This is a genomic window from Nocardia sp. NPDC047038, assembly GCF_040644075.1.
In the GTDB taxonomy this organism is placed as follows: Bacteria; Actinomycetota; Actinomycetes; order Mycobacteriales; family Mycobacteriaceae; genus Nocardia; species Nocardia sichangensis.
The window spans coordinates 454,704-481,093 of record NZ_JBEYVQ010000004.1; the positions used below are offsets into that span (position 1 = coordinate 454,704).

Annotated in this window: 25 protein-coding genes and 1 pseudogene; 15 read left to right on the forward strand and 11 right to left on the reverse strand. The window is 67.2% G+C overall.

Annotated elements, in window-relative coordinates:
• Window positions 1–91: 91 nt before the first annotated feature.
• From ABZ824_RS18685 to ABZ824_RS18700, 4 genes and pseudogenes are all read right to left on the reverse strand, one after another.
• The gene (locus ABZ824_RS18685; RefSeq protein WP_356964369.1) at window positions 92–913 is read right to left on the reverse strand and encodes a YceI family protein; all 822 of its coding nucleotides are present in this window, start codon (window positions 911–913) and stop codon (window positions 92–94) included.
• Window positions 910–1,893 (reverse strand): carboxypeptidase-like regulatory domain-containing protein, encoded by a 984-nt coding sequence (locus tag ABZ824_RS18690; protein WP_356964566.1) that lies wholly within the window; start codon window positions 1,891–1,893, stop codon window positions 910–912. Before ABZ824_RS18690 ends, ABZ824_RS18685 begins: the two co-directional genes overlap by 4 nt.
• Before the next feature lie 66 nt (window positions 1,894–1,959).
• Window positions 1,960–3,453: pseudogene (locus ABZ824_RS18695) on the reverse strand (MFS transporter); the annotation flags it as partial.
• A gap of 37 nt (window positions 3,454–3,490) precedes the next feature.
• Entirely contained in the window at window positions 3,491–3,988 is a 498-nt protein-coding gene (locus ABZ824_RS18700; RefSeq protein ID WP_356964371.1) for a MarR family transcriptional regulator, read from the reverse strand.
• Window positions 3,989–4,180: 192 nt separating this feature from the next.
• Here ABZ824_RS18700 and ABZ824_RS18705 point away from each other — a divergent pair, with 192 nt between their 5' ends.
• Entirely contained in the window at window positions 4,181–4,765 is a 585-nt protein-coding gene (locus ABZ824_RS18705; protein WP_356964373.1) for a WHG domain-containing protein, read from the forward strand.
• On the forward strand, window positions 4,762–5,598 hold the full coding sequence (locus ABZ824_RS18710; protein WP_356964375.1) for an alpha/beta hydrolase: 837 nt from the start codon (window positions 4,762–4,764) through the stop codon (window positions 5,596–5,598). Before ABZ824_RS18705 ends, ABZ824_RS18710 begins: the two co-directional genes overlap by 4 nt.
• A gap of 335 nt (window positions 5,599–5,933) precedes the next feature.
• Here the strand turns inward: ABZ824_RS18710 and ABZ824_RS18715 are convergent, their stop codons facing one another.
• From ABZ824_RS18715 to ABZ824_RS18730, 4 genes are all read right to left on the reverse strand, one after another.
• A complete protein-coding gene (locus ABZ824_RS18715) occupies window positions 5,934–7,364 on the reverse strand; it encodes a S8 family peptidase (protein WP_356964377.1) in 1,431 nt (476 codons plus the stop codon).
• Between the two features lie 44 nt (window positions 7,365–7,408).
• A complete protein-coding gene (locus tag ABZ824_RS18720) occupies window positions 7,409–8,005 on the reverse strand; it encodes a DUF308 domain-containing protein (protein ID WP_355074023.1) in 597 nt (198 codons plus the stop codon).
• 92 nt (window positions 8,006–8,097) lie between these two features.
• Window positions 8,098–8,730 carry a 1,4-alpha-glucan branching protein gene (locus ABZ824_RS18725; RefSeq protein ID WP_356964379.1) on the reverse strand — a complete coding sequence of 211 codons (633 nt, stop codon included), beginning with the start codon at window positions 8,728–8,730 and terminating at the stop codon, window positions 8,098–8,100.
• A gap of 70 nt (window positions 8,731–8,800) precedes the next feature.
• Window positions 8,801–9,922 (reverse strand): hypothetical protein, encoded by a 1,122-nt coding sequence (locus tag ABZ824_RS18730; RefSeq protein WP_356964380.1) that lies wholly within the window; start codon window positions 9,920–9,922, stop codon window positions 8,801–8,803.
• 366 nt (window positions 9,923–10,288) lie between these two features.
• Here ABZ824_RS18730 and ABZ824_RS18735 point away from each other — a divergent pair, with 366 nt between their 5' ends.
• The 3 genes from ABZ824_RS18735 (at window position 10,289) to ABZ824_RS18745 (ending at window position 13,173) form a co-directional block, all read left to right on the forward strand.
• Entirely contained in the window at window positions 10,289–10,804 is a 516-nt protein-coding gene (locus tag ABZ824_RS18735) for an HAD domain-containing protein (RefSeq protein WP_356964382.1), read from the forward strand.
• A 226-nt stretch (window positions 10,805–11,030) separates the two neighbouring features.
• The gene (locus tag ABZ824_RS18740; RefSeq protein ID WP_356964384.1) at window positions 11,031–12,221 is read left to right on the forward strand and encodes an FAD-dependent oxidoreductase; all 1,191 of its coding nucleotides are present in this window, start codon (window positions 11,031–11,033) and stop codon (window positions 12,219–12,221) included.
• A 10-nt stretch (window positions 12,222–12,231) separates the two neighbouring features.
• On the forward strand, window positions 12,232–13,173 hold the full coding sequence (locus ABZ824_RS18745) for a sigma-70 family RNA polymerase sigma factor (protein ID WP_356964386.1): 942 nt from the start codon (window positions 12,232–12,234) through the stop codon (window positions 13,171–13,173).
• 166 nt (window positions 13,174–13,339) lie between these two features.
• On the opposite strand, the gene ABZ824_RS18750 is transcribed toward ABZ824_RS18745, so the two are convergent.
• Window positions 13,340–14,623: an NADH:flavin oxidoreductase/NADH oxidase family protein gene (locus tag ABZ824_RS18750; protein WP_356964388.1), complete on the reverse strand. Its 1,284-nt coding sequence runs from the start codon at window positions 14,621–14,623 to the stop codon at window positions 13,340–13,342.
• A 61-nt stretch (window positions 14,624–14,684) separates the two neighbouring features.
• Here ABZ824_RS18750 and ABZ824_RS18755 point away from each other — a divergent pair, with 61 nt between their 5' ends.
• Together ABZ824_RS18755 and ABZ824_RS18760 are read left to right on the forward strand one after the other, a co-directional pair.
• Entirely contained in the window at window positions 14,685–15,266 is a 582-nt protein-coding gene (locus ABZ824_RS18755) for a TetR/AcrR family transcriptional regulator (RefSeq protein ID WP_356964390.1), read from the forward strand.
• 114 nt (window positions 15,267–15,380) lie between these two features.
• On the forward strand, window positions 15,381–16,064 hold the full coding sequence (locus ABZ824_RS18760; RefSeq protein ID WP_356964392.1) for a type 1 glutamine amidotransferase domain-containing protein: 684 nt from the start codon (window positions 15,381–15,383) through the stop codon (window positions 16,062–16,064).
• A gap of 251 nt (window positions 16,065–16,315) precedes the next feature.
• On the opposite strand, the gene ABZ824_RS18765 is transcribed toward ABZ824_RS18760, so the two are convergent.
• On the reverse strand, window positions 16,316–17,884 hold the full coding sequence (locus tag ABZ824_RS18765) for a carboxylesterase family protein (RefSeq protein WP_356964568.1): 1,569 nt from the start codon (window positions 17,882–17,884) through the stop codon (window positions 16,316–16,318).
• Between the two features lie 469 nt (window positions 17,885–18,353).
• Between ABZ824_RS18765 and ABZ824_RS18770 the strand changes: the two genes are divergently transcribed.
• The 8 genes from ABZ824_RS18770 to ligD all read left to right on the forward strand — a co-directional run bounded on the left by ABZ824_RS18770 (window position 18,354) and on the right by ligD (window position 25,108).
• On the forward strand, window positions 18,354–18,527 hold the full coding sequence (locus ABZ824_RS18770; protein ID WP_356964394.1) for a hypothetical protein: 174 nt from the start codon (window positions 18,354–18,356) through the stop codon (window positions 18,525–18,527).
• Between the two features lie 256 nt (window positions 18,528–18,783).
• Window positions 18,784–19,989: a site-specific integrase gene (locus ABZ824_RS18775; protein WP_355074040.1), complete on the forward strand. Its 1,206-nt coding sequence runs from the start codon at window positions 18,784–18,786 to the stop codon at window positions 19,987–19,989.
• A 498-nt stretch (window positions 19,990–20,487) separates the two neighbouring features.
• Entirely contained in the window at window positions 20,488–20,763 is a 276-nt protein-coding gene (locus ABZ824_RS18780; RefSeq protein ID WP_356964396.1) for a Tn3 family transposase, read from the forward strand.
• 83 nt (window positions 20,764–20,846) lie between these two features.
• Complete coding sequence (locus tag ABZ824_RS18785; RefSeq protein ID WP_356964398.1) at window positions 20,847–22,031, forward strand: FAD-dependent oxidoreductase; 1,185 nt, start codon at window positions 20,847–20,849, stop codon at window positions 22,029–22,031.
• Complete coding sequence (gene sigJ, locus ABZ824_RS18790) at window positions 22,028–22,924, forward strand: RNA polymerase sigma factor SigJ (RefSeq protein ID WP_356964400.1); 897 nt, start codon at window positions 22,028–22,030, stop codon at window positions 22,922–22,924. The genes ABZ824_RS18785 and sigJ overlap by 4 nt, the downstream gene beginning before the upstream one ends.
• Window positions 22,925–23,093: 169 nt before the next feature.
• Window positions 23,094–23,477 (forward strand): hypothetical protein, encoded by a 384-nt coding sequence (locus ABZ824_RS18795; protein WP_356964402.1) that lies wholly within the window; start codon window positions 23,094–23,096, stop codon window positions 23,475–23,477.
• A complete protein-coding gene (locus ABZ824_RS18800) occupies window positions 23,371–24,039 on the forward strand; it encodes a TetR family transcriptional regulator (RefSeq protein WP_356964404.1) in 669 nt (222 codons plus the stop codon). The genes ABZ824_RS18795 and ABZ824_RS18800 overlap by 107 nt, the downstream gene beginning before the upstream one ends.
• A 127-nt stretch (window positions 24,040–24,166) precedes the next feature.
• Window positions 24,167–25,108 carry a non-homologous end-joining DNA ligase gene (gene ligD / locus ABZ824_RS18805; protein WP_356964569.1) on the forward strand — a complete coding sequence of 314 codons (942 nt, stop codon included), beginning with the start codon at window positions 24,167–24,169 and terminating at the stop codon, window positions 25,106–25,108.
• Between the two features lie 63 nt (window positions 25,109–25,171).
• On the opposite strand, the gene ABZ824_RS18810 is transcribed toward ligD, so the two are convergent.
• Window positions 25,172–26,359: an FAD-dependent oxidoreductase gene (locus ABZ824_RS18810; protein ID WP_356964405.1), complete on the reverse strand. Its 1,188-nt coding sequence runs from the start codon at window positions 26,357–26,359 to the stop codon at window positions 25,172–25,174.
• Between the last annotated feature and the right edge of the window lie 31 nt (window positions 26,360–26,390).

A 26,390-nucleotide genomic window follows, 5' to 3' on the forward strand; every position in this document is an offset into this window, starting at 1 on the left:
CTCCTCGTGCAGTCGGTTCCCTCTTCGGAAATGCAGACGATGTGCACGAACGAAATTCATCGACCCAGCGCAGATATTTCTCCGCAGCCGGCTAGATCGCGGGTAGCTGCTCGCCTTGTACGACTTCGATGTCGAGGTCGATTTTGACGGTGGTGCCGACGGCGGCCACTCCCGCGCGCACGACCGCGTTGTAATCGATCGCGAAATCGTTGCGATGCAACACTGTTTCGGCGTGGAAAGCAGCACGCACGCCGCCCCATGGATCCACTCCGAAGCCACCGTAAGTGACCTCGAGATCGACCGGGCGGCGCTGCCCGTGCAAGGTGAGCTCACCCGGCATCACCCAGGTGTCACCACCGGTACGACGCAACGCGCTGCCGGTGAATGTGATCAGCGGATAGGTGTCGACATCCAAGAACTCCGGCGAACGGAGGTGATTGTCACGCGCAGAGATACCGGTATCGATACTCGCCGCTTTGATCTCCGCGTGTCCGGTGGACCGCTCGAACGGCTCACCGATATCGAGCCGCCCGCTCACCTCGGCGAATCGGGCCTTGATACTCGCTATACCCAGATGACGCACCGTTGCGATCACCGTCGAATGCACCGGATCGATCGTCCACGGCCCCGGTGGCGGTGCCGCCACCGTCCCGGCGATCGGCGCCAACACCATCTCCCCGAGCACACCCGTCCCTGCTGAAGAGATCCGCACGGTCCGGGCTACGGGCTCGAACCCGACAGCGGTGAGCACCGCGGTATGAACACCCGCGGGCAACAGCTCAGTGCCCACCGCCCCGGTCTCGTCGACGACCGCACGGGCGATCTGGCGCCCCGTCATATCCGTCACTGTCAACACCGCGTTCGGCACCGGCCACCCTTGTGCGGTGCGAACACGACCGGTCAATCCGCTCATCGACGATCCTCGATCTCGTAACCGAGCCGCACATCGTGGGCGACCTCGCCACCGGACACGGTGACCTGCCCGGTCACCGGCGGATAACCGCGCGCAACGACGGTGTACTGCCCTTCGGGCAGATCGGTCACGACATACCGGCCGTTCTCGTCGGTGCGTGCCGTGGCGGTCACCTGCCCCGCGGCGTCGAGCACACTGACCAGGACATCCGGCACCGCTCGGCTGCCCTCGGCCCACGCGGAGCCGGCAAGCACCGCCATCGTGGACAACTCGATGTCATGACGCAAGACACCGCTGTCCGGCACCGTCAATGTGGTGGCACTGGGACGCATATGCTCAGCGACCGCGACCAGGGTATAGACACCTGAGACCACACCGCGACATACGTAGGTGCCGTCGCCGCCTGTGACAGCCGACCCGACCACCTCGCCACGCAAATCGGTCAACGTGACGGTCGCACCCGGCAGCGGCGCACCGGGGCCGGCGGTACGAACGACACCCGACAACTCGCCGGAGCCCACCAAGGTCAGATCCAGGCGATGGGGCCGCTGGCCGACCGGCACGTTCACCGCGGTCGGCTGGTGCCCCATCGCCGACACGATCAACACATAGTCACCCGTCTCCGGCGCGGTGATCGCATAGCCACCATCAGCAGCGCTGTTCGCCCGCGCGACCTGACGGCCACCGTGATCAACCAACGTCAACACCGCACCCGGCACCGGACGACCGTCCTCACGATGGACACGACCACCCAACGCCCCACCATCGAAGTCCGACCCCGACAAGCCGCCAGTCGATTGACCGTTCTGTGACGACGCGGCCATCCGGTACACACGACCGTTCTGCTCTACCACCGCATGCCGCCCGATCGACGCGGCTGGGACCGGCTCGGGCAACACCCGCTCGGCGCCTTCCCAGAGTTGGTTTTCCTCCCAGCTCGACTCCGCGAATGCGTCCAGTTCGGCATCCAGTGCGGCCATGTCGTCCGTGGCAGTCGGATCGTCCTGCACCGCAGAGTTTTTCGTGGTCGGGTCGAGTGCGGGATCGATGTCGATTGTGCGGCGTAGTGGGCGGTTGGGTAGCAGTGCGGTGGCGATGAGTGCGACGGTTGTTGCGGCGGCGGCGATGAGGAAGATTCGCCCGGTCGCGTCGCCGTAGGAGGCGCGCACGATGGTGGCGATGGGTGTGGGGAGCGCGTCGAGGTTGAGGTTGCTGCCTCCGGAGGATTTGGGGTGGATTCCTAGTTCGGTGAATCCTTGGGCGGAGAGTTCGCTGACGCGGGTGGCCAGTACCGAGCCGAGGACTGAGACGCCGATGGCGCCGCCGAAGGTGCGGAAGAAGGCGACGCTGCTGGAGGCGGCGCCGATGTTGTGCACGCTGACGGTGTTCTGTACGGCCAGGACGAGGTTTTGCATCATCATGCCGACGCCGAGGCCGACGATGGTGATGTAGGCGCCGACCTGCCACAGGTTGGTGGCGTGGTCGATGGTGGACAGCAGCGTGAATCCGGTTACCAGCAGGGCGGCGCCGGCGACGACGAAGCTTTTCCATGTGCCGCGTCGGGTGATGAGCTGGCCGGAGCCGACCGAGGCGGTCAGCATGCCCGCGACGAGCGGGATGGTCAGGACACCGGCGATGGTCGGGGAGTAGCCGCGTGCGGTTTGGAAGTATTGGCCCAGGAAGGTGGTTGCGCCGAACATGCCGACGCCGACGGCGATGGAGGCGATGATGGCCAGGCCTGTGGTGGGTTCGGTGATGATCGGCAGCGGGATGATCGGGGATGTGGCGCGGGATTCGACCCATACGGTCGCCAGCAGCAGCAGCACGCCGGTGGCGACGTAGATCGCCGTTTCCCGCGACATCCACGCGTAGTATCCGGTTTTGCCGGCGAAGGACACCCAGATCAGTAGCACCGAGACACCGGCGGTCAGCAGGGCGGCGCCGAGCCAGTCGATCGACACGCCGTCCTTGCGTTCGGTGGGTAGTCGTAGGGTGCGCTGCAGCAGCGCCAGTGCGATCACGGCCAGTGGCACGCATACGAAGAAGCACCAGCGCCAGCCCAGTGGGCTGTCGACGATGACGCCGCCGAGGATGGGGCCGCCGGACATCGAGACCGCCATTACCGCGCCCATGTAGCCGGAGTAGCGTCCGCGTTCGCGGGGGGCGACGATGGAGCCGATGATCGCGACGACGAGCGCGGTCAGCCCGCCCATGCCGATGCCTTGGACGACGCGTGCGGCCAGCAGTATCGGCACGGTGTGGGCGAGTCCGGCGATGATCGAGCCGGTGACGAAGATGACGATGGCGGATTGGACCAGCAGTTTCTTGTTGAACAGGTCGGCGAATTTGCCCCAGATCGGGGTGGAGGCGGCGTTGGCCAGCAGTGCTGTGGTGATGACCCAGGCGTAGGCGGTCTGCGATCCCTCCAGGTCGCCGATGATGGTGGGCAGTGCGGTGGCGACGATCGTCGTGCTGAGCAGCGCCGTGAACAACGCCGCCAGCAGCCCGGTCATCGCTTCCAGGACCTCGCGGTGGGTCATCGCGGCGGGGTCGCGTCGCGTCCCCGCATCGACTGAACTAGACATCCACTTCCTGACTCTCTGTCGAAACCGGCTCGCTCCCGCCCACCGCGGTGTGGTGCGCGACTGCGGCCAGTGAATTCCTGAGCTTCTGAACAACCACGGCGGCCTGCTCGGCCTCGTCCTCACTCCAATCGGCGAGAGCGGCCTGCAATCCTCGCGCCCGCGACACTCGGATGCGTCGCAGCAGATCGCGTCCTTGGTCCGTGATTTCGATGAGGGTGGCCCGGCCATCGCTGGGATCGGCATGGCGGGCGATGTCGCCGGAACTCACCAACTCGGCGACATGCCTGCTCAGTGTCGATGGGCTGATGCACAAGTCCACGGCCAGATCCACTTGCCGGCATCGCCCCCTGGCCTCCAGGGAGCCCAGCACGCCGACGCCACCCGGAAGCAGGTGCCCTTCTTCCGGGTGCGACAGAACAGCGCGCATCGCACGGCCCATGAAATAGAGCTCGGTTATCAGGCTCCGAGCCGCATCGGGTGATACTGCCATGCCTACTCCCAGCGCGAGAATTAGTTGCTTGTGCTACGCAACTATAGCGTGCTTACTTGCGCTAAGCAATTAATCACTCGCAGGTGACCCAGATGGCCCGCCGTGACGAGAAGGGCACCAGCACGACGCCGATTGCAAAACCTAAGGGTTCTAGGATAAAAACTAGGAACCCAAGAGCGAGGAGGTGTGCACATGATGGCCCGAGCGGGACTGACCGCGGATCGGATCACGCGGGCCGCGGCCGACCTCGCCGACGAGATCGGCTTGGAGAACCTCACCATGTCGGCGGTGGCCAAGAAGTTCGGCGTCCAGGACGCCAGCCTGTACTCGCACGTGAAGAATCTGCGAGACCTCCGCGCGCGGGTGTCCGTTCTGGCGGCCACGGAGAAGACCGAACTGATCGCGTCCGCCGTGGCCGGTCGCGCCGGACGTGATGCGCTCGCCGCCTACGCCCACGCCTGGCGGGACTACGCCCTGCGCCACCCCGGCCGCTACGCGGCGACCCAGCTTCCGTTCGATCCCGAAATGACGCCCACCGCGACCGGCGCGCTACACGCCATCGAGCTGACCTACGGCATGCTGCGCGCCTACGGTCTGGCCGAACCCGACCGTACCGACGCGGTCCGCTTGCTGCGCAGCACCTTCCACGGATACAGCGTTCTGGAGGCGACCGGCGGCTTCGGGCACACGCGCTCGACCGCCGCGTCCTGGGAACGCATCATCGACGCCCTGCACGTCACCCTGGAGCAGTGGCCGACCGACAAGGAGAAATCATGAGATCCGGCACCCTGCGAGTCCCGGGAGCCACCCTGTACTACGAGGTCAGCGGCGCCGGGCCGGTGCTGCTGTTGCTGCCGGGCAGCGGAGGCGACGCGGCGGTGTTCGATCCCATCCTCGAGCCACTCGCACAACACTTCACCGTGGTCACCATCGACCCGCGCGGCTACTCGCGCAGCGTGCTCGACCCCGGCCCACCGGCCGACATCGAGGTCGAGGTGCAGAGCGAGGACGCCCATTTGCTCCTCGAGCACCTCACCCCCGAGGACGAGGACGCGTACGTGTTCGGCGGCAGCGGCGGGGCGGTGGTCGCGCTCGACCTGCTCGCCCGGCATCCCGAGCGGTTGCGTCTGGTGATCGCGCACGAGCCGCCCTCTTTCGGGGTGCTGCCCGATGCCGCCGAGCACAAAGCGTTCGTCGACGAGGTGTACGAACTGTTCGTCACCGACGGTCTCGCCGCCGCGGGCGCCCGCTTCCTCGAAGGCATCGGCGGAGGTGTGCGGATGCCCGATCCCGGCGGACTCTCCCCGCGCGCCGCGGCGATGATCGAACGCCTGCACGCCAACGCGCCACGCAACATGGCGCACGAGTTGCGCACGATCACCTCCCATCTCCCCGACGTCGCGGCCTTGGCGCAGGTCAGCGACCGCCTGGTGCTCGGGGCAGGACGAGAGAGCAAGGGCAAGCTCCCCCACCGTCCCGCGGAAGCGCTCGCCGAGCAGCTGAACATTCCGCTCACCGAATTCCCGGGCGGGCACAGCGGATTCACCGACGCACCTGCCGAATTCGCCGATCTGCTGCTCGAATTGCTGCTCGCCGCGCGCGTGGACTGATCAGCGCGGTGCGACCGACCGATTGCGGCTCTGCGCGGAGAACCGGCAGCGGGTAAGACGGGCTGTCCACCTCGCCGCCGCTCGGCTTTCCGCTGGTGCTGATGGACGTCACCCGCGTGACGGTGGAGGCGGCCACGCCCGTCGGCCAGTTCGGTCGACGCGGCGGTTCGAACCTTTCTCGCGGACCTGCCGATTCGGCGGCGGATGCCCGCAGGCGATGAGTCGCCGCTCGACTCGGTCGGATTCCATGTCCATCAACTATGCGATGAGTGGATTCCGGCGGATGGAATCGGTCGGCTGCACACATCGAGTCGAGTATCCCGACCCCCGGCGGCCTACCGGGGCAGGATCATCGATTTCAGATCCGGCAGGTTGCCGATGCGCTGGGATGCGGGCCGATCAGCGGCATCGGTTTGCGGTGAGCCGGTTTCCCGCAGCCGGGCGCGCACTTCCGCGGGGGTCTTGCGTCCGGCCGCGGCCGCACTCATGCCCTGATAGCTGGTGACCGCGCCGACCACGATCGGGGACGCGCTCGAGGTTCCGCTGAACACGTCGGTGTACCAGAGGTCCTCGTCCGGACCGCCTTGCAGGTCGCCGTACCCGGTCGTGGTGACTTCCAGGCCCCAGCCCTGCACGTCGACCCGCTTTCCGTAGTTGGAGAACGGCAAGCGGGAGCGGGCCGTGCCGTTGTCGCGGCCATGGAAGCCGGGTGGGGGTGCGCCGGCTCCGACGATGATCGCACCGGAGTCGGCTTCGCCGCCGCGAAAGGGATTGCGCCACGTGCTCGGGAACTCCGCGGGGCGGGAGTCGTAGATCGCGGCGTCGAGGTCTTCACCGCCATTGCCTCCCGCCTCCACCACGACGACGCCTTTACCGACCGCGTAGCTGATCGCCGCGAAGTCGTCGGGCCACCATTCGATCGCGATATAGCCGCGCTGATCCGGCCGGTTGGCGTAGGCGAAACGCGGGCCAGGCCGGTGCAGTTCGAGCAGCATCACATCGCCGGGGTTGAGCGCGTCCGCCGCCGAGCGGATCGCGGACGCCGATCCGGACCCGAAGATCGACACCGCGCGGATGTACGCTTCGGGCACGATCCCGGTGATGCCGTAGGCATTCACGTCACCGCTGATCACTCCGGCGACCGCCGTGCCGTGGTCGCGCCAACCCTGCTCCGGTGACGGGGTGCCTCCGATCACCCCACCCTGGTTGACCTGCAAGTCCTCATGGGTGAACCGCCACGCGCCCTCGACATCCACCACTCGCACACCGGTCCCGCGGCCCCCCGGCACCGTCCACGCCCACCGAGCGTCGATCCCCTGCGGGGCGGCATCCAGATATCCTTGCCGCACCGCGAAATCCGGCGTGACCGGCGGGGCCTCGGCGGCGGAACGGCCGGTGATCGCTCGCGCTCCCTCCGGCGCTATCGGCGGCTCGGCGGGTGGTTTCACATATGCCGCCGCCACGTCGTCCGCGGTACGCAACCGCTCGGCCAGTTCGTCGAGTCGGCCGGTGACACCGCGGACGTAGAAGTAGTTGAGATACTCCGCTCCGGTCTCCAGGCGTGAGGTGCCGGTGAGCCTGCGCTCCAAGCGGTTGGCCGGTCCGAAGATGCGCACCAGTTCGCTCCCGGCCGGAAGTAGTTCCGTCAGACGAGCTTGCGCGCTGTGACTGTCGCTCAGAGCGATCGGCGTGATCGCCGTACCGGCGCCATGGGTGACCACGATGAGTTCCGCGGGCGACCGGAGCTCGGATTGCTGGGATGCCATGGCGCCCAGTCAACCTGGATAGCATCCTGCTCGCCACCTCGAGATCAGCCATCCAAGCGCAAGGTCGGCACCATCCCCGGCAGCGCGACCGTGTCGCGCCGGGAGCCCACGGAGAACAAGGCCTCCAGCGTCCCGATCGCGATCATGCACGATCCGGCCACCCAGCCGAGCGTGTCCGGTGACTCGAACGACACCGAACCGACCAGTAGACCGAGTGCCAGCGTGATCAGCCCGAACAACTCCTGCCGTCCGCGCCCGGGCAGATCATCGACCCAGACCGCCACGGTGGCGTGACAGATCCCGCGGATCGCCCACGCCAATCCGATCCAGAACGACAGCAGCGGAGCCGAATTGCCGCCCGCGAAGCAAAGCACCGCGAGTAGGGCCGACAGCGCCCCACTGACCAGCACCAGCATCCGCAGCGGGGTCACGAAGCGGGCACCGAGCGCCACGACCAGTTGTAGGGCGCTGTTGAGCAATAGGTAGCCGCCGGACAGCAGTTCCGCTGTCGGCAGCGATTTGTGCGGCCACACCGCTAGGGCCACACCCATGATCATCGAGCAGGCACCGGCCACCAGTACCGTCTGCCGGGCTGCCCCGGCCAGTGGTTCCGTACGCCCTTCGACTCCGTTTTCGGGCATAGCTACATGATATGACCAGAGCCGCAGTTAGCGGCTCGTTTGCCCCATCCCGCTGCTCGTCGTGCACGCGCGGGCACGCCACTCCGTTCGAATTACGCAGTCAGGCTGATGAATACGCCGGTGGCAATGGTGTCGTCGAGCCGCCACCACGCGTCGACCCGACCGGCAACCGCCGACTCCACAGGCGAGACCGGCACTTGCAGAAGGCGATGGATACGAAGGATCCGATCGCCCACCGGGAGGTCGGTGTAGAACAATCCATCCCGAGCTGGACCGAAACCTTTTGCGAGAGTAGGCGTATCCACGACGTGTACCGTGACCGAGGGGTCCGGCGTGTCGCTCTCGCTTTGGGCCTGAGGCCGCGCGTTCCCGACGAGCGCGGAGACGATCTGGGCCACCGCGACCGGGTCACGGGTGGCGTCGTACACCCACCGGGTGCCGAGGACACCGTGTTCGGAAGTGCCCACAAGTGCCTCGGCGGCGTCCGGCAGCGGTGCGCCCCGGTAGGTCAGCGGCACGTGATAGGTGTGCGGCTGCGCACCGGAGTGATCGGTGATCACCACGAATTCGATCCCGACTTCCCCGTCCGGGTCATCGAGCCGGAAACCACCGGCTTTGTGCAGATCCGGTGGCTTTTCACCGCGATACCACGCGCGGCCGGGCAGCCACGAGGTCAGCAGTTCCATCTTCGTGGGAACCATGGTGGTCCGATGGATGACGGCCATGCTCGAATCCTCCTCCGCGTCGCACACCGAGATGCACCGAGATGCATAGTACGGAAGCCATGCGCCCCGCTCAGGCGTCGTCGCGCCGGTCGGACTCGGTAACGGGTGATTTGCGGCGAGCTTCGGCGAGGAGTTCGTCGAGCTGGGCTTCGGCGCGTTCGGCGCGCGCGAGGGTCTGCACGCGAGCTTCGTCCAGCGCTTCGAGCCGCTGAGCGGCTTCCGCGCGCGCCTTGTCGACAGTCGCGGCGGCCTCTGCGCGGACGGCGGCGAGTTCGGCGGCCGCGGCGCGACGGGTTTCGGCGAGTTCGGCGCGGGTGGTGTCGAGTTCGGCGCGTACTCGGCGCCATTCGGCTCGCGCTTCGTCGGCGGCTTCGGCGCGCTCCGCGGCGGCACGCTCGGCTCGTTCGGCCGCTCGTTCGGCGTCCGCCGCGCGCTGCACGGCGAGATCGCGCTCGGAATGGGCGGCCGCGACCAGGGCTTCCGCCTCACGCCGGGCGTGTGCGATGTCGGTCTCCGCGCGACGCTCGCCGCGCTCGACTTGTTCGGCGGCTTGCTTTTCGATGCGTTCGATCTGCTCGGCGGACTCGCGGCGCACGGTGCGGACTTCGGCTTCCGCTGCGCTGCGTGCGGCGAACACGTCATCGGCCGCCTGCTTGGTGACGCGTTCGACCTCACGCAGCGCGTCGTCGCGCGCCGAATTCGCCTCGGCGACCAGCCCTTCGGCGTGTTCGGCGGCGCCGGCCGCGTCGTCGGCGGCGGATTCGGCGAGTTCCCTCGCCTCCTGCGCCTCCCGACGCGCCTGCTCGGCCACTACCGCCGCGCCTTCCGCCTCGGCGATCCGCCGCGCCGCGTCCACCTGAACCGCCTGCACCTGGGCTTCCGCGACCGCCGGGTCGGCCAGCGTGGACAACTCCGCGACCGCGGCGTTCAGCGTGGTGTTCAACTGCTCGGCGAGTCCCCGGAATTGGGTGAGCAGTTCATCGGCCCGCAATCGCGCAACGGTCACCGGCCCCGGCTGCGTCACAGTGACGGCAGTGGCCGCAGTCTCGGCCTCCTGCTGTTGCCGTTGCCGCTCGCGCCACGCACGCCAGCGCGTGTGGTCGGGCCGGTCGCAGTACTCCGAGGGACGACCTGGTCCTGCTCCGCTCGGGATCGGGCGCGTACAGCCCGGATAGTTGCACACCTTCGACACGGCCAGATCGTAGCGTTTGATTCGCCCCGAGAGGTTGACCCTGCATCGGGGCGACCCGCCGCGCAGAGATCACTTTCGCCTACGCGGCCCGATCAGGATGAACGTCAGCCAGTGCCTCGAAGTGTCCCGGCTCAGGGGGACACTCACGCGCTCGCGTCCGATTTCGGGACCGGCCGCCCATCCTTGTCGAACCACTGGCCCGTTTTCGGGTCGCGTGTCCATCCTTCGAATTTCCGATGCTCGATCGCGGGCGATCATCCCACAAAGGCCAGCGGCATCGGGACATCGGCCGCATACGCTGCCTCGGCCGGATCGTCGAGCCGTTCGTCGGCGAAGTCCAGGGAGTAACCTGCTGCGGTGATGGATATGCCGCATCGTCCAGTGCTGTTTCTCGACGTCGACGGACCGTTGATCCCGTTCGGCGGGGCTACTGCGCACGAGTCGGAGTCATCGCCTCGTCTCGTGCGGCCGGTTGGAGGAAACCCACTCGTGGCGCGGCTCGACCCCGAACTCGGGCCGCTGCTGTCTGCTCTCGGATGCGAGTTGGTATGGGCCACGACTTGGATGCACGAGGCGAACTCTTCGGTGGGCCCGGCGCTGGGTCTGCCGGCGTTGGCTGTGGTGGATTGGCCGGAGCCGTCGGGCGACCGAGTCGATGAATGGTTCGGGCTGCATTGGAAGACACGGGCATTGGTCGACTGGGCGGCGGGACAGTCGTTCATCTGGATCGATGACGAGATCGGTGACGGCGACCGGGAGTGGGTTTCAGCCCATCACAGCGGTCGAGCCCTTCTGCACCGCGTCGATCCTCGCACAGGATTACGCCGCGACGATTTCGCCACCTTCGTTGAATGGATCAATTCTTCTGCGCAACAGCTGTGACCTCGCAAGAGCTCCGGCGTTCGTGGAATCGCGCTCGATGTCGGCGTCTATGTCAAAGCTTGGAGCGCATCTCGTCGATGAGATCGAGAACGCGGTCGGGGCTGGCGTTCGGCATGGGGTAGTCCACTAACGGAGCCCCAAGGGTGACTCACGTCACTGTTCGATGCTGTCAGGAATGCGGGGGCTGTCTCGTTCAGGGAGCACGCGAACCAGACAGGAGCGAACCATGAAGCACCGCATCGTCGTCCTCGGGGCCGGATACGCCGGAGCCTTCTCCGCCGGATACCTGGCGCGCCAACTCCATTCCGACGACTTCGAGATCACCGTCGTCAACGCCGAACCCGATTTCGTCGAGCGGCTGCGCCTGCATCAGCTCGCCGCCGGGCAGGATCTCCGCCACCGGCCGCTGGCGGAGATGTTCGCGGGTACCGGCATCCAGCTCCGACTGGCGCGGGTAACCGACGTCGACGTCGAGCACCGGAGTGTCACAGTCGCCGACGCCGAGGGCGTCGAGCGACTCGGATACGACACCCTCCTCTACGCGCTCGGCAGCGCTGCCGCCGACCACGGCGTTCCGGGCGTCCACGAGCACGCCTTCCCCGTGGCCGCGCAGCCGTCCGCGCTGCGCCTGCGCGCACGCCTGGATGAGCTGGGCGGGGACGGGAAGGTGCTGGTAGTCGGCGGCAATCTGACCGCGATCGAAACCGCCACCGAGATCGCCGAATCACGCCCAGGCCTTCGGGTCGGCCTGGCCACCAGCGGCGAACTGGGCGGCTGGCTGAGCACGAAGGCTCGCCGTCACCTGCTGCGCGCCTTCGACAGGTTCGATATCACGGTCCACCAGCACACCACCATCGAGCGCGTCGAGGAGGCGGCAGCGGTCGCCGCCGACGGCACCGTTTTCGCCTCCGACGCGACCGTGTGGGCCGCAGGCTTCGCCGTCCACCCGATCGCCGCCGCCAGCGGCCTCGAGGTGGTGGCCAACGGCCAGATCACGGTCGACCGTCAGATGCGGTCGGTCTCCCACCCGGACGTCTACGTCGCCGGTGACAGCGTCTTCGTCATCGGTGACAACGGTCGGCCGTTGCCGATGTCCTGCGCTTCCGCGGGATTCACCAGCATGCAGGCGACCGCCGCGATCATCGGGGACCGGACCGGGCGCAAGGTCTCGACGACCTCGCTGGCGTATGTCGGCAACCACATCAGTCTCGGCCGCAAGGACGGGATCTTCCAGCTGGTCGACGGTGACGCACGTGCGAAGTCGTGGGCCCTGTGCGGCGGGACGGCCGCGCGCGTCAAGTCGGCGATCCTTCGGACTGCCGCCTGGAGCGTGAGCCACCCGACCTTCGGAAAGCCGAGTCGCCACTATCGCTCGGCCACCACCGCAGAGCACTCGCCCCACGTGGTCGCCGCATAGGGTCATGCCCATGGACACTGCCACCGTGGCGCGTTTCGAGGCCAGCCGCAATCGGCTGGCCTCCCTCGCCTACCGTCTGCTCGGCTCGGCCGCCGATGCCGAGGACACCGTGCAGGACGCGTTCCTGCGGTGGCAGGCAGCCGACCAGGAGTACGTCGATGTGCCCGAGGCATGGCTGACCAAGATCGTCACCAATCTCGCGCTCGACCGGCTCCGTTCGGCGAAGGTGCGCCGCGAACGCGCGGTCGGCGCCTGGATGCCCGAACCGCTCCTCGACGGTGACCCGATGCTGGGTCCGGCCGACACCGTCGAGCAGCGCGAATCGGTGACCCTGGCGGTGCTCACGCTCATGGAGCGTCTGTCGCCGATCGAACGGGCCGTCTACGTGCTACGCGAGGCCTTCGCCTACAGCCACGCCGAGATCGCCCAGATTCTCGGCATCACCGAGGCCGGCAGTCAGCAACACACCCACCGAGCCCGGCGCCGAATCGCCGCTGCGGGCAACGGCACCGACGTCGACCGAGCCGCGGCGCGCCGAATCGTCGAGGCGTTCGTCGACGCCGCCTCCTCGGGCCGGACCGAACGGCTGCTGGCGCTGCTGACCGACGACGCGACCGGCATCTCCGACAGCGCCGGGCTGGGGCTGGCCGAGAAGCTGATCCGGTACTCGACCCCGCAGCGGATCGCCGGCGTGGTGCGGGCCGGCTTCAAACCGTCTCCGGCCAAGCGGAGACTCGCCGGCGGCTCGCCCTCGATCCATGCCGCCGTGGTCAACGGCTGCCCGGCCATGCTCGCCACGCTCGACGACCGCGTCGTGGGCGTCGTGATCCTGGAGATGCGTGACGACAAGATCGCAGGCCTTCGCGGCATCGCCGCGCCGGACCGACTCGCTCGCCTCACCGAAGAATGGCAGCGGCAGGTGCATGCCGCCCCGCCGATCGAATCGTGGTAAGCGACTGTCCGACAGTCGATTTCACGTTCGTCAGTGGTCACTGACGCGTGGTGGATCTGTTCGAGCTGGTGTGCAAGATCAACACGGGGGCGGATCGGCGCGTGGAACAGGAGATTGTCGAAGGCTTGGGGATGCGATCGATTTGCCGGGAAAAGAGCCGGTGGCCTTACGCGGCACGGTTGTTCAGCCAGGTGCGGTAGCGGCGCAGCGCGCGACGCTGGAGCACGGTCTCGTGAAGGAGAGCGACCTTGGGGTTGATCCCGGGACGCGCGCGCCGTCCGGCGCCGAGGCGGCGAAGCTGTTGTCGCACTCGGGCCATGCTCGCGGCGGACGCGACAGCCTTGTCCTTGATCTCCACGGGTGTGAGTTCGACCTTGGCGTCAGCGTCCCGGCGCCACCGGTTCGGCAGGTCGGGGTCGACGGCCAGCGCGCTGCCCATGCCGACGAGATCGATCCCGCCGGCCAGGACCTCCTCGGCCACCGGACGCCGGAGGACACCTCCGGTCAGCATCAGTGGCAGCGGGCTCGTTGCCGCGAGTTCTTCGGCGAGAGAGAGAAAGTAGGCCTCGCGGGCTCGGGTCCGCTGGTCACTGGCTTGGCCGGTCATGGCAGGGGCCTCGTAGCTGCCCCCGGAGAGCTCGACGAGGTCGACGCCGAGCGGGGCCAGCATCGCGAGCACGGTCGCGGCGTCGTCAGCATCGAAGCCGCCGCGCTGGAAGTCGGCGGAGTTGAGTTTGACCGCGACGGCGAAGCCGGAAGCGACCGCGGCCCGCACCGCACGCACGATATCGAGCAGCAGCCGGGCCCGGTTCTCCAGGCTGCCGCCCCACTGGTCGGCGCGCCGGTTGGTCAGCGGCGAGAGAAACTGCGACAGCAGATAGCCGTGGGCGGCATGGATTTCCACACCGTCGAACCCGGCCGCCTCGGCCCGACGCGCCGTCTCGGCGAAGCGCTGCACGGTTTCCTCGATCTGCCGCGGGGTCATCTCGACCGGGTCGGCGAATCGCTTGCTGTTCTTGCCGACATCGACACGGATCGCCGACGGCGCCCAGGCGACGCCGGGCATGTCCGCGCGCACCTGCCGGCCGGGATGGTTGATCTGCATCCACACCCGCGCGCCGCCGCTCTTCGCGGCGACGGCCCACCGACGGAACGGTTCCAGCGGCGACTCCGCGTCCAGGACGACTCCGCCCGGCCCGGTGAGCGCCTCGGCGTGGACCATGACATTGCCGGTGATGATCAGTCCGGCCCCGCCTCGACTCCAACGTCGATAGAGCCGGAACAGGGACTCGTCGGGGAGTTGACCGAATGCGGCCATGTTCTCCTCCATAGCGGCCTTGGCCAGCCGGTTGGCGACCACGGAGCCGTTCGGGAGGGTGAACGGCGCGAAGACCGGTGAAGTCCGCTCCGCGCCGCCGGACCTCGCAGGAATGGGGGCTGTTGATGGCATCGCCGCTCCTGAATGCGGTAAGTTTACATTGCTAACATGAGCCTAGAAAGGGATGTAATCGATGTCAACTTCGGCGAAGAGGAGTGGCTATCATCACGGCAACCTCAGGGCGTCGCTACTGACGGCGGCGATGCACCTACTCGAAGTCGGCGAACCGTTCTCGCTGCGTGCCATCGCTCGCGAGGCAGGCGTGTCGCCGACCGCGCCCTATCGACACTTCGCCGACCGCGACGCCCTGGAGTCCGCGCTGGCCGTGCAGGGCTTACGTGACCTGAAGGCGGACCTGAGCGACGGACGCGAGCTCCCCGCATCGGCGGCGGGGCTCAGCGAGCTGGCGGTCGCCTATGTCGAGTTCGCCCTGCGCCGGCCTGCGTTGTTTCGCCTGATGTTCGGCAACGCCTGCGACGAGGGCAACGAGGAGCGGGTCCAGGCGGCAGCGGAAATCCACGATCTCGTACAACTCGCGATGAAGCAGGTCTTCCCGGACGGCGACCCCCAGGCGCTGGCCTCGGCATGGTGGGCGCTGGCCCATGGCATGGCATACCTGCACCTGGACGGCAAGCTCCCGGCGGAGTCGAGCCGCGAAGTGGCCGATCACGTGCGCGCCGCGTTCGCCGCGATCCTTTCCGCGCGCACACAGTAGGCCAGCGCCGCCCAGAGTGTGCCCACTCACACCGACGCAGGTGTTGACAGTGCTCACATCCCGCCCTAGCCTTGCCAATGTGCGCAATGTAAACATTCGGGAGGATGACCAACCATGAGCAAACGCATCTTGAACGTCGTCACCAACGTCGGCCACTACGACGACCCGTCCCACCCGACCGGTTTGTGGTTGTCCGAGCTCACCCACGCCTGGCAGGTCTTCGAAGAGCACGGATTCGAGCAGACCATCATCAGCCCGGCGGGCGGCCCCGCTCCCCTGGAACCGCGGTCACTGAAATTCCCCAACTACGACAAGACCGCGAAAGCCTGGCGTGCCGATCCGGCACGGATAGCGCTGCTGGAGAACACCGTCAGCCCCGACCAGATCGACTCGGCCGACTACGACGCCATCTATTTCACCGGCGGGCATGCGGTGATGTACGACTTCCCCGACAGCGAAGGCCTGCAGCGCATCACCCGGGAGATCTACGAGCGCGGCGGCATCGTCTCCTCGGTCTGCCACGGCTACTGCGGCCTGCTCAACACCAAGCTCTCCGACGGGTCCCACCTTGTTGCCGGTCGCAGGGTGACCGGGTTTGCCTGGCAGGAGGAAGTCCTCATCCGCGTAGACAAGCTCGTGCCCTACAACGCCGAGGACGAGATGAAAAAGCGCGGCGCCCGCTACGAGAAAGGCAAGCTGCCGTTCCTGTCCTACGCCGTGGTCGACGGCAACCTCGTGACCGGCCAGAACCCCGGATCAGCCAAGGAGACGGCGAAGAAGGTCGCTGCCCTGCTGTGACCCCTCCGCACCGGCGTCCGACCCGAAGTGGATGGCCCACGCGCCGCCGAGCCGGGCGGATGCCAGCCGCCAGCGTTCGTTCGGCTCCCGGCTAGGCGAGCCGGCGCGGAACTGACACCAGTCACCGGAGATCCTACGGACCTCGCCAGCCTCTGGATCGACGAAGCCGACTTCGAACCCTCGAACTGGCTCCGCCGCTGTCCCGCTGGGCACCAGGTGCAGACCATGCCCCTGGCTGGTCACCGACCACCTCACGCTCCGCCGCTTTGACATAGGTCCAGGGAGTCGAACCGGTGTGTATGCCAGATAAGGCGTGAGCGTTCCTCGGGATAAGGCTGGGTAGTCGGCTCGGCGCTGTAGACACGAGTGGATCGGCTTCCCGGATCGTAGGACGCCCAGCCAGGGTTTCCGGTGGTCGCGAAACGCACCCAGTCGCTGCGCATTTGACAGGAGACCTCCAGGACCTCATGCGCGGCGTTCGGGTGGGCCAAGGGGTGGCCACGCACCTCGCCAGCGCTGAGCGTGCCGAATACAAGCAGCATGTCGAGGCTGTGCGAGGCACCTTGATCTTGGCGGAAGCTCCAGCACAGTTCATAGAGCCACACGGGTCCATGCCCGGCGTATTGGGCATCGGCGAGATGCAGACTCGGCATCCGAAGCAGCCAGTCGGAGTTGACGAGCTCATACAGCTGTTCAGGGGCGGCCTCCGGGTAGGCGGCGCGGTATCCGCCGCTGCTGTCCGAGACAGGCGCGAGACGTTCGAGTGCGGCGGTCGCCTGCTCATCGGTCATCTCTGTGCCGCGCCAGGCGTTGAACAGCGAGTACTCGTCACGAGTGTGTCCAATGAGCAGATCGATACCCCGCGCGGCACCGTTGGCGAGCGCATGCCACGGCGCAGCAGGCAGTACGACGCCATCGACAACCGGTGAGAACGGCGTAGGCGGCAGCGCCGTGGGTCCCCATGATTCGACGAATTCGGGCATCTTCCGAATCACCGCGTCGGTCGCCTCGATCAGCGCACGCGGCGGGATACCGGCCAGCTCATCGACGGTGGCGCGCACACCGAGTTCCGCGGCGATCGTCGCGGAGATCGCGCCGGCGAGCCGTGGGGAGAAGTACGTGCCCGGCAGGCTCTGCGATATCGCACGACGAAACAGCCCCGCTGCCATGGGCATAGCGAGCAGCGCCGCGACAGAACCAGCTCCTGCGGACTGGCCGAACACAGTGACGTTGCCGGGATCGCCGCCGAACGCGGCGATATTGTCCTGTACCCACCGCAAGGCTGCGATCTGGTCGAGAATGCCGCGGTTGTCCGGGGCTCCGGCGATGTGGGCGAAACCTTCCACGCCCACTCGATAGTTCATGCTGACCATCACCACACCGCACGCGGCGACAGTCGCACCGTCCTGGTGCGGGTTGCTGGCGGCGCCCTCGAGGTATCGGCCCCCGTGAATCCACGCCATCACCGGCAGCCGGGCGGTACCAAGCTCGGGTGACCAGACGTTGAGCGTCAAACAGTCCGCGGAATCATCATCGGTGCTGCCGGACACCGACGACATCACCGAACCTCGATGGCTCGCTTGGGGAACCGGTGGACCGAACTCCAGCGCGTCGCGGACACCATCCCACCGCTGTACTGCAACGGGAGCCGCGAACCGACGCGCGCCGAATGGTGACTCGGCGAAGGGGATGCCACGGAAGATCGCGACTGCGTTCTCCCACCTGCCGCGCACAACCCCCGCAGTCGTTCGGATCTCTGGTTCGAAACTCCCCCAACCTTCAACGCGCACATCAGAACCACCGCCAGTCACACCCACCACCCCGTCCATGCCGTTCGCCGACGCCAGATCGCGGGTGATCATGCCACAGTGGCCAGGAATTTCGAGACCTTGGCCAGATACACATTTACGGTCGTCAGATCCACTGAGACTTGGCCAGTTTCCTTGAGACGGGACACTCCAGGTCCAGTCGTCTCCGAAATAAGCCCGCCAGTTCTGACCTCCGATAAGTGAACCTTATCGGCGGTCAGGACGACGCTTCATGTCCGGCTATCGTTGTGATAATTACGTTTCGTAGCGTTAGGAGTGACGTAACTAAACCGCTACGAAAAGAGCGAAAACTGGGTACCCCCTCTGCTGACTTCAAATGTCAGTTCTCATCTGATCTGCCGGGATAGGTGGTAACCGAAGTGGCTTGCCTGTCGGGACGGGCCGAAGGACGCCCTCTGCCCAAGGCCGTATCCCCCGCGAGCTTCGTGAGGACGTCGGCCGTGTCGCTCGCAACGCCGAGGTGACCCTGGAGCAGATCGCCGCCGATTTCGGGATCCACCCGGTGACGCTGTCGAAATGGATGCGCCAGGCCGACGTCGACGAGGGAACCGAGCCGGTGTCCGGCGGCATCCTGCATACCGATCGCGGATTGCAAGCCCGACCAATTCCGCAGCCGAGAGTTCGCACGCCCTGACTCTTCACGGCATGACCGGATCGGTGGGCCGCGTCGGCGCGGCCGGTGACAACACCTGATCGAACGGACCTATAACGTCACTGTGACGCAAGGTGTTTCCGTGCGTTCAGCGCGCATCGGACGGCACTAGCGCAGGCGAATTGTCACTCGGCAGACTCCTCAAGTGCCGCCGCTTCGGTGCCGTAGGCTGGCATTCCTGCGCCGAAAGTCGTGGCGCGAACGAGTCCGTCATCGTTAGGAACGCGGGAGCCGAACCATGGACGATCGATCCAGTGTGGTCGCGGTTCCGGAGTCGGTGCGCACCGAGTTGCGCCGTGGGGTGCGCAGCGTGCTGGTCGATGCGGCGGCACTGCGGCTGGTGCGTGACCGTTTCGATGACGATCAAGCCGGATCGCTGCGGCGGTATCTCGAAGCGTCGCAGTCGGCGAACACCCTGCGCGCTTATCGGGCCGACTGGGTGGCGTGGTCGGCGTGGTGTGCCACCGAGGGGCGTCAGGCATTGCCTGCCGACGCGCTCGACGTGGCCGTCTATCTCGCGGCGGCGGCCGACGCCCGCCGCGCGGGCGGCGAATGGGCGTTCAGTCCCGCGACTTTGGAACGCAAGTCGGCCGCGATCGCCGCGGTGCACGCGGCCAACGGCCTGCCGTCACCGACTCGATCCGATGTGGTGCGCCTGACGCTGCGCGGCATCCGCCGCACCCGGCGGGCGCAACCCCGACGCAAACGCCCTGTCCTGCTACACACTCTCGATCAACTGCTGGGCGGACTACCCGAACCGGGCTGGCCCGCCGAACCCGCCCGGCGCCGGGATTCGCTCGTACTGCTCGTCGGTTTCGCCGGCGCCCTTCGCCGCAGTGAACTGGCCGGGCTGCGCATCGGGGACGTCGAAGTCGGTCTCGACCACACGACCGGCGAACCGATTCTGTTGATCCGGCTGCCCGCGACGAAGACCGACCCTACCGGCGCGGCCGAACAGCGCGTGGCGCTCCCCCGTGGCCGCCGTCCCGCGACCTGCCCGGTCTGCGCCCTCGCCGACTGGCTACGCCTACGCGAAACACACGCCGCCGCGGGGACTATCGGTGTCCGGTCCTGGCTCGCCGACCTTCCCGCGAGATCGGCCGACATCCACCGTTGCCACGGCTTCACCGGCACCACGCTCACCGACGCGGATCTACCTCTCTTCCCCACCGTCAACCGGCACGGCGCGATCGGCGACCGCGCCATGTCCGGGCGGGCGGTCGCCGAACTGGTCAAGCGTTATGCCGCCAGGGCCGGGCTGGACCCCGACCTGTTCTCCGGACATTCGCTGCGCGCCGGCTTCGCCACACAGGCCGCGCTCGGCGGCGCCAGCGACCGCGAGATCATGCGTCAGGGACGCTGGACCAACCCGCGCACCGTTCACGGCTACATCCGCACCGCCAACCCCCTGGAAGACAACGCGGTGACCAAGCTCGGATTGTGAGCCCGGAATCAGGATGAATCGCATTGAAATGCAACACCGCATTCTCGCGATGAAGGCTGCGACGCACATCGAGAGCAATTGCCACCCTCGCGGGTCACCGCGAGAATCGCGCCCTTGATTACATTTTCCGGCCGTGCACGGGGTCTACCTGCCTCGGCGTGCCGGTAAGGATCGTGTCACCTGGTACATGAAGCTGTCGTAAAAGCCCCGCCGAGGATCTGCCGGCCGACTTCGAGGAACGCCGCATTTCGCACTACGAGAAGCTGGGCAAAGCCCTGGATCCGACGAAATTCATCAATGACCTGCGCGAGGAGATGCGCGCCGAACTCGACGCCCTGCACACCGCACTGCCGCACTGTCCCTGATTGGAGATCAAGGAGCGCCGGCAGGGCGCCATCAAGCTGCTAGGGCTACCCAAGGCGCTGGAGCCGCGCTACCGAAGTCGTGAATTGCAGCGGGAGATCAACAGCGGCCTGAACGTGGTCGAGTCCTGGAACAGTGGCCAACTCGGTCATCTACTACGGCAAGACCTCCGAGATCGCGTCCAACCGGCGCGACGAGCAGGAGATGAGTGTGCTGCGCCTGCCCATCTGCCAGGCCGCCCTGGTCTACGTGAATGTCCTGATGATCCAGGACGTTCTCGCCGATCCGGACTGGGACGGCGTACTTACCGCCGAGGACGAGCGCGGCCTGACCCCGCTGTTCCGGTCGCATGTACTGCCGTATGGCGAGGTCGAACTCAACATGACTACCCGTCTTGCTCTCGGCGGATGACTCCGACTTTCTCCATCGAGTGTGAGTGTCGCACATCACATCGCATCGTGTCATGTCTCGGTGATCCGCGGTGTCTTGAGGGCATGACCGAACACAACACACACCACAAGGTCGTCGTTATCGGCGGCGGTTATGCCGGCACAGTCGCGGCCAATCATCTGCGGCTGCGCACCGACGTCGATATCGCGCTTGTGAATCCCCGCCCGAGGTTTGTCGATCGAGTCCGGCTGCACCAGTTGGTTGCCGGTACCGGCGATGCGACGGTCGATTACGGCACGCTGCTCGGTGAAGGCATCGAGCTGGTGGTCGACAGCGCCACGCGCATCGACACCGCCGCCCGCACGGTGCGGCTGGCGTCGGGGGGCGCGCTGGACTACGACCATGTCATCTACGCGGTCGGCAGCACGGCGGCCATACCGTCGGTGCCTGGTGCGGCCGAGTTCGCTTTCCCCATCGCTGAATTCGAGGCTGCGCAGCGGCTGCGCGCCAGGCTGGACGAGTTGCCCCTCGATGCTCCGGTCACCGTGGTCGGCGGCGGGGCAACGGGTATCGAAACGGCCGCTGAACTCGCCGAACAAGGACGCATGGTCACTCTGGTGTGTGGTGGATGCCTGATGCCGTCACTGAGTGCGCCGGGTCGCCGTTACGTCGCCAAGTGGATGTCGCGACACAATGTCGTCGTGCTCGAGGCCAGCAAGGTGACCGAAGTCCGGCCGGATGCGGTCGTTTTCGCCGACGGGGGGATGCGTCCGAGCACGCTCACCATCTGGACGACAGGATTCGGCGTGCCGAAGCTGGCGGCAGACAGCGGGCTTCGCACCGATGCCCTCGGCCGGTTGCTCACCGACGAGACACTGACGAGCATCGACGACGAGCGCATCGTGGCGACCGGTGACGCCGCCGCACCTTCAGGGCAGCCGCTGCGGATGAGTGGCCAGGGCGCGGGCCCGCTCGGGGCGCAGGCCGCCGATACCGTGCTGAGCCACGTCGCGGGCACCGAACCCGCGGCGATCGACCTGGCCCTGTTGGGAACCTGCGTCAGCCTCGGCCGCCATGCCGGTATCCGGCAGCTCGCGCGCAAAGACGACATCGCGATCAACCTCTACATCGGCGGTCGTGCGGGCGCGAGAATCAAGGAGATGACCTGCAAGATCGGGGTAAGCAAAATCCGCCGGGAGGCCCGCAAGCCGGGTTCGCTGGCCTGGCTCAAGGGCGGCCCGCGTCCTGAACAGTCGTTCCCCACCGGACAGGTGGTCGGGTCCGCATGACGACCGACGAGCACACCGAGCGTTTCACCTTGCTGCGGCCGTTGCTGTTCACGATCGTCTACGAAATCCTGGGCTCGGCGACCGAATCCGACGACGTGCTGCAGGACAGCTATCTGCGATGGGCCGAGGTGGACCTTGCGACGGTGCGCGACACCAAGTCGTATCTGGCCCGGCTGGTGACCCGTCAAGCGCTCAACTCTGTGCGCGCCGGCACGCGCCGTCGTGAGGACTACATCGGCCCGTGGCTGCCCGAACCACTGCTGGTCGACGAGCACGACGCATCGGCGGATATGGTGCTCGCCGAGTCGGTATCGATGGCGATGCTCGTTTTGCTGGAAACACTCACTCCACACGAACGTGCGGTATTCGTGCTGCGCGAGGTGTTCGGCTTCGACTATGACGAGATCGCCGCAGCGGTGGGCAAATCCGTGATGACGGTGCGCCAGGTGGCCCACCGTGCGCGCTCCCACGTACACGCGCGGCGTAAACGCTTCGAGCCCGTCGACGCAGCCGAGATCGCGCACATCACCGAACAGTTCATGACAGCGGCGACCACTGGTGACACGGCCGGGCTGCTCTCGCTCCTCGCTCCCGAGGTCACCTGGACCGCCGACAGCGGCGGCAAGGCCACCGCGGCGCGGCGACCGGTGGTGGGCGCGGAGAAGGTGGCCGCAGTCCTCATCAAACTGTTCCACGCCAGGCAGCCGACGTCGGACATGCGGATAGAGATGGTCACCTGCAACAACACGCCCGCGATGGTCGCCTACCGCGGCGACCTGCTCGAAGGTGTCTTCCTGATCGAGATCTCCGACGGGCAGATCACCAACCTCTACGCCATCCGCAACCCGGACAAACTCGCCACGGTGACGGTCCCGCGCAGGATCAGCCGGTAAGGCCGGACGATGTCGTGGTGTTCCGTATGCCGATCCGCCACCGGAACACCGCGGCCGGGCAAGTCCAGCCCTGGTCACAGGTGTTCCGTAGAGGTGTTCTGCGAACCGTTCCGGTGAACCCCCTCCTGCACTCGCCTACTCCGCCCTGCCCCTGCTGATCATGCGGGCGGTGCCGCTGGAGCAGACCGCCGCAGCGAACGGCCTCAATGTTCTCATGCGCACCATCGGGCAAGCCTTGTGCAGCGCGGTGGTCGCCACCGTGCTGGCCCAGCACACCCGCCCGTTCGCCGACACGGCGGGCGTGGCCGTGGCGGCGCCGACCCTGAACGGGTACCGGATGGCCTTCGCCGTCGCAGGCGCGGTCGCTCTGCTGGCCTGCGCGGCCGCCTGTCTCGTCCCGCGCCAGCCGCGATCCGCGCCGTCCCTCCTCCAGGAGCCTGAACAAGATGTCCGACCCGAACTCCCCCTCTCCGCGCAGTGCCCGCCTGCGATCGAGGTCCATAGATCCGCCGAAGCCCGACCCGGCTCAGGACCGGTCGGCACGACCGCGTGATGCCGACGCCCGCCGTGCGGACATCCTCGCCGCAGCCCGGCGCGCCTTCGCACGCCACGCCTACGCCGACACCACCATCGCCGCCATCGCCGCCATCGCCGACGACGCAGGCGTGAGCCCGGCGCTCGTGATGAAGTACTACGGCACCAAGGAACACCTGTTCACCCAGGTCTTCACCTTCGACGCCGACGCCACCGCCCTCTTCGACGCCCCCTTGGACCGCCTCGCCCGGCACATGGTCTTGCATCTGATCGCCACCCAACGCGGAAAGACCCGCGACCCGATCCTGCGCATCGCCTTCTCCCGCCACCACTTGGAACTCGGCGGGCAGGCACGAGCCAACTTCCGCACGCAGGTCATCGACGCCCTCGCCGCCCGCCTCCCTGGCCCGGGCGCCCCGCTGCGAGCGGAGATGGCCATCGGTGTGCTGCTCGGCCTCGGCGCCCTCTACGCGACCGTCCAAGCCGACCAGCTCACCCAGCTGGACCCCGACGAAGTCGCCGACCTGTACGTCCCACTCCTGCAACCCCTGCTCTGCGGCGAGGCCCCGACGGGCAGCTGACCAGCGTGGGATTGGCCGAACCCCCACTGGGCGGGGTGTCAGTGGCCTTGTGTAAGTGCCGTGGAAAGAAGCCGTACCTGATATTTGCTGGCGATATGCTGACTGAGTGCTGTCAGTCCAGGCGCCGATGCTGGCCGTCTCCGGACGGCCACCGCGGGAGTACGGCCGGTGGGCGCTGGAGATGAAATGGGACGGCATTCGCGCCCTCGCGCGGTGCCGGGCGGGGGAATGCCGGTTCTACAGTCGCAACAATCGGGATCTCAGTGGGTCATTTCCTGAGCTCACGGCGGTTCTCGCCGAACTGGGCGAGGGGGGTGAGCTGATCCTCGACGGGGAGATCGTGGCGCCGGATCCGAAGACGGGGGCGCCGTCGTTCGCTCGCCTGCAACGGCGGATGCATGTCGTCTCCCCCAGCGCGGAATTGCTGCGAGGATTCCCGGCGCAGTATCTGGCGTTCGATCTCCTGGCTGTCGAAAGTGCGTCCATCATGAACCTGCCCTACACCGAGCGTCGCGAGCGTTTGGCGGAACTGGCGCTGGACCGGCCTCTGGTCCGGACCCCGCCGTACTACCGCGATATCGACGCCGACACGCTGCTCGACGTCGCTCGCGAACACGGCTTGGAGGGAATAGTCGCCAAGCGTCTCGATTCGGCCTACTACCCCGGGCGGCGGTCTCCGTTGTGGATCAAGACGCCGCTGCGCAGGACGACCGAGGTCGTCGTAGCGGGCTGGCTGCCCGGTACGGGCCGTTTCTCCGCGACGTTCGGCTCATTGGCGCTGGGTGCCTACGACGACAACGATCAGCTGGTGCACGTCGGCAATGTCGGCACCGGCTGGACCATGCGCGACCGCCGTTCGCTGCAAGTTCGCCTGAACGAGCTGTCCCGGTCCGACACGCCCTTCGACGTCCCTCCGCCGCGCGCGGTGGCGGCATCCGCCCACTGGGTCGAGCCGGTCCTCGTCGGCGACATCGAATATCGCGAAGCCACCTCCGAGGGCCTGCGGCACCCCAGCTGGCGCGGGCTGCGCCCCGACAAGTCTCCTCGTGACGCGAAATGGCCGCTATAACATACAGGTCCGCCCCAGCCTGTCCGGCCGGGGCGGACCTGCGCCGGTTGCGCGCCCGCGCGCTCAGACGGTCGCGACCGGAGCCCCTGCGCCGGTCGCGACGACCCGGCGACGCCGGCTCGGCGCCAGTAGGGTCGGGTGCTTCACGGACCAGGCCGCGATCGAGCAGATCAGCTCCTTCACGCGGGCGGCCTTGCGGCCCACGTCGACCTTGGAGGTCGGCTGATCCTCCTTGGTCACCTTCTGCACGATGGCATCGCGGCGGCCGAGGCTGATGCACTGGCTGTTGTAGCCGATGGGGGCATCGGGAATCTCACGTCCGGTCAGCCGAGCGGCAATGGCATCGGCGCCCAGCCAGGCCATTGGGGAGGCGGTGGCGCAGCCCATGCGCAACGTCCTGCCACCCACTCCCGCGGCGTGCGCGGCATCGCCGACGGCGTATACATCCGGGTGCGAGACCGAGCGCTGGGTAGCGTCGACGACGATCCGCCCGGTCTCGGAGACGGTCAGAGTGCTGGCGGCCGCGATCGGGTGCACGGCGAATCCCGCTGTCCAGATGGTCATTTGCGAAGGGATCTGCGCTCCCGATCGGGTGACCACGCCATCTTCGGTGACCCTTATGACGTCGGCGTGCTCGTGGACGGTGATACCGAAGCGTTCGAACGCGCCGCGCAGGTGGCTCTGTGCCTTCTCGTCGAGCCAGTCGCCGACGCCGCCGCGCGCGGCCATCGCGACCTTCAGATCCGGGCGCGCCTCGGCGATCTCGGTGGCGACCTCGATACTGGTCAGGCCACCACCTACGATCAGCACGGTCTCGCCCGCCCGCAGCCGGCTCAAACGTTCCCGCAGCCGCAGCGCCGCCTGCTTGCTCGCCACCTGGTGGGCGTGTTCGACAACGCCGGGCACGCCGAAATCGGCGACGGTGCTGCCAAGGGCGTAGACGAGTGTGTCGTAGGCGAGGGTCTCGGCCCCCTGATCGCCGATCAGTTCGACGGTCTTGCGGTCGGCGTCGACCGAATCGACCCATGCGATGCGCACCTGGACGCCGGTGCCCGCGAACATCTTCCGCAGTGGACGAACCGGCAGGTCCTGCCCGGCGGCGAGCTGGTGCAGGCGCACCCGTTCGACGAAGTCGGGATCGGCGTTGACCAGGGTGATCTCGACGTCGTCGCGGTGCAGTCGCTTGGCCAGGCGGCTGGCTGCGGTGGCTCCGGCGTACCCGGCTCCGAGGACGACGATGCGGTGCTTCATGGTGTTGCTCCTGTCTCGGTGGGTTCGGAGC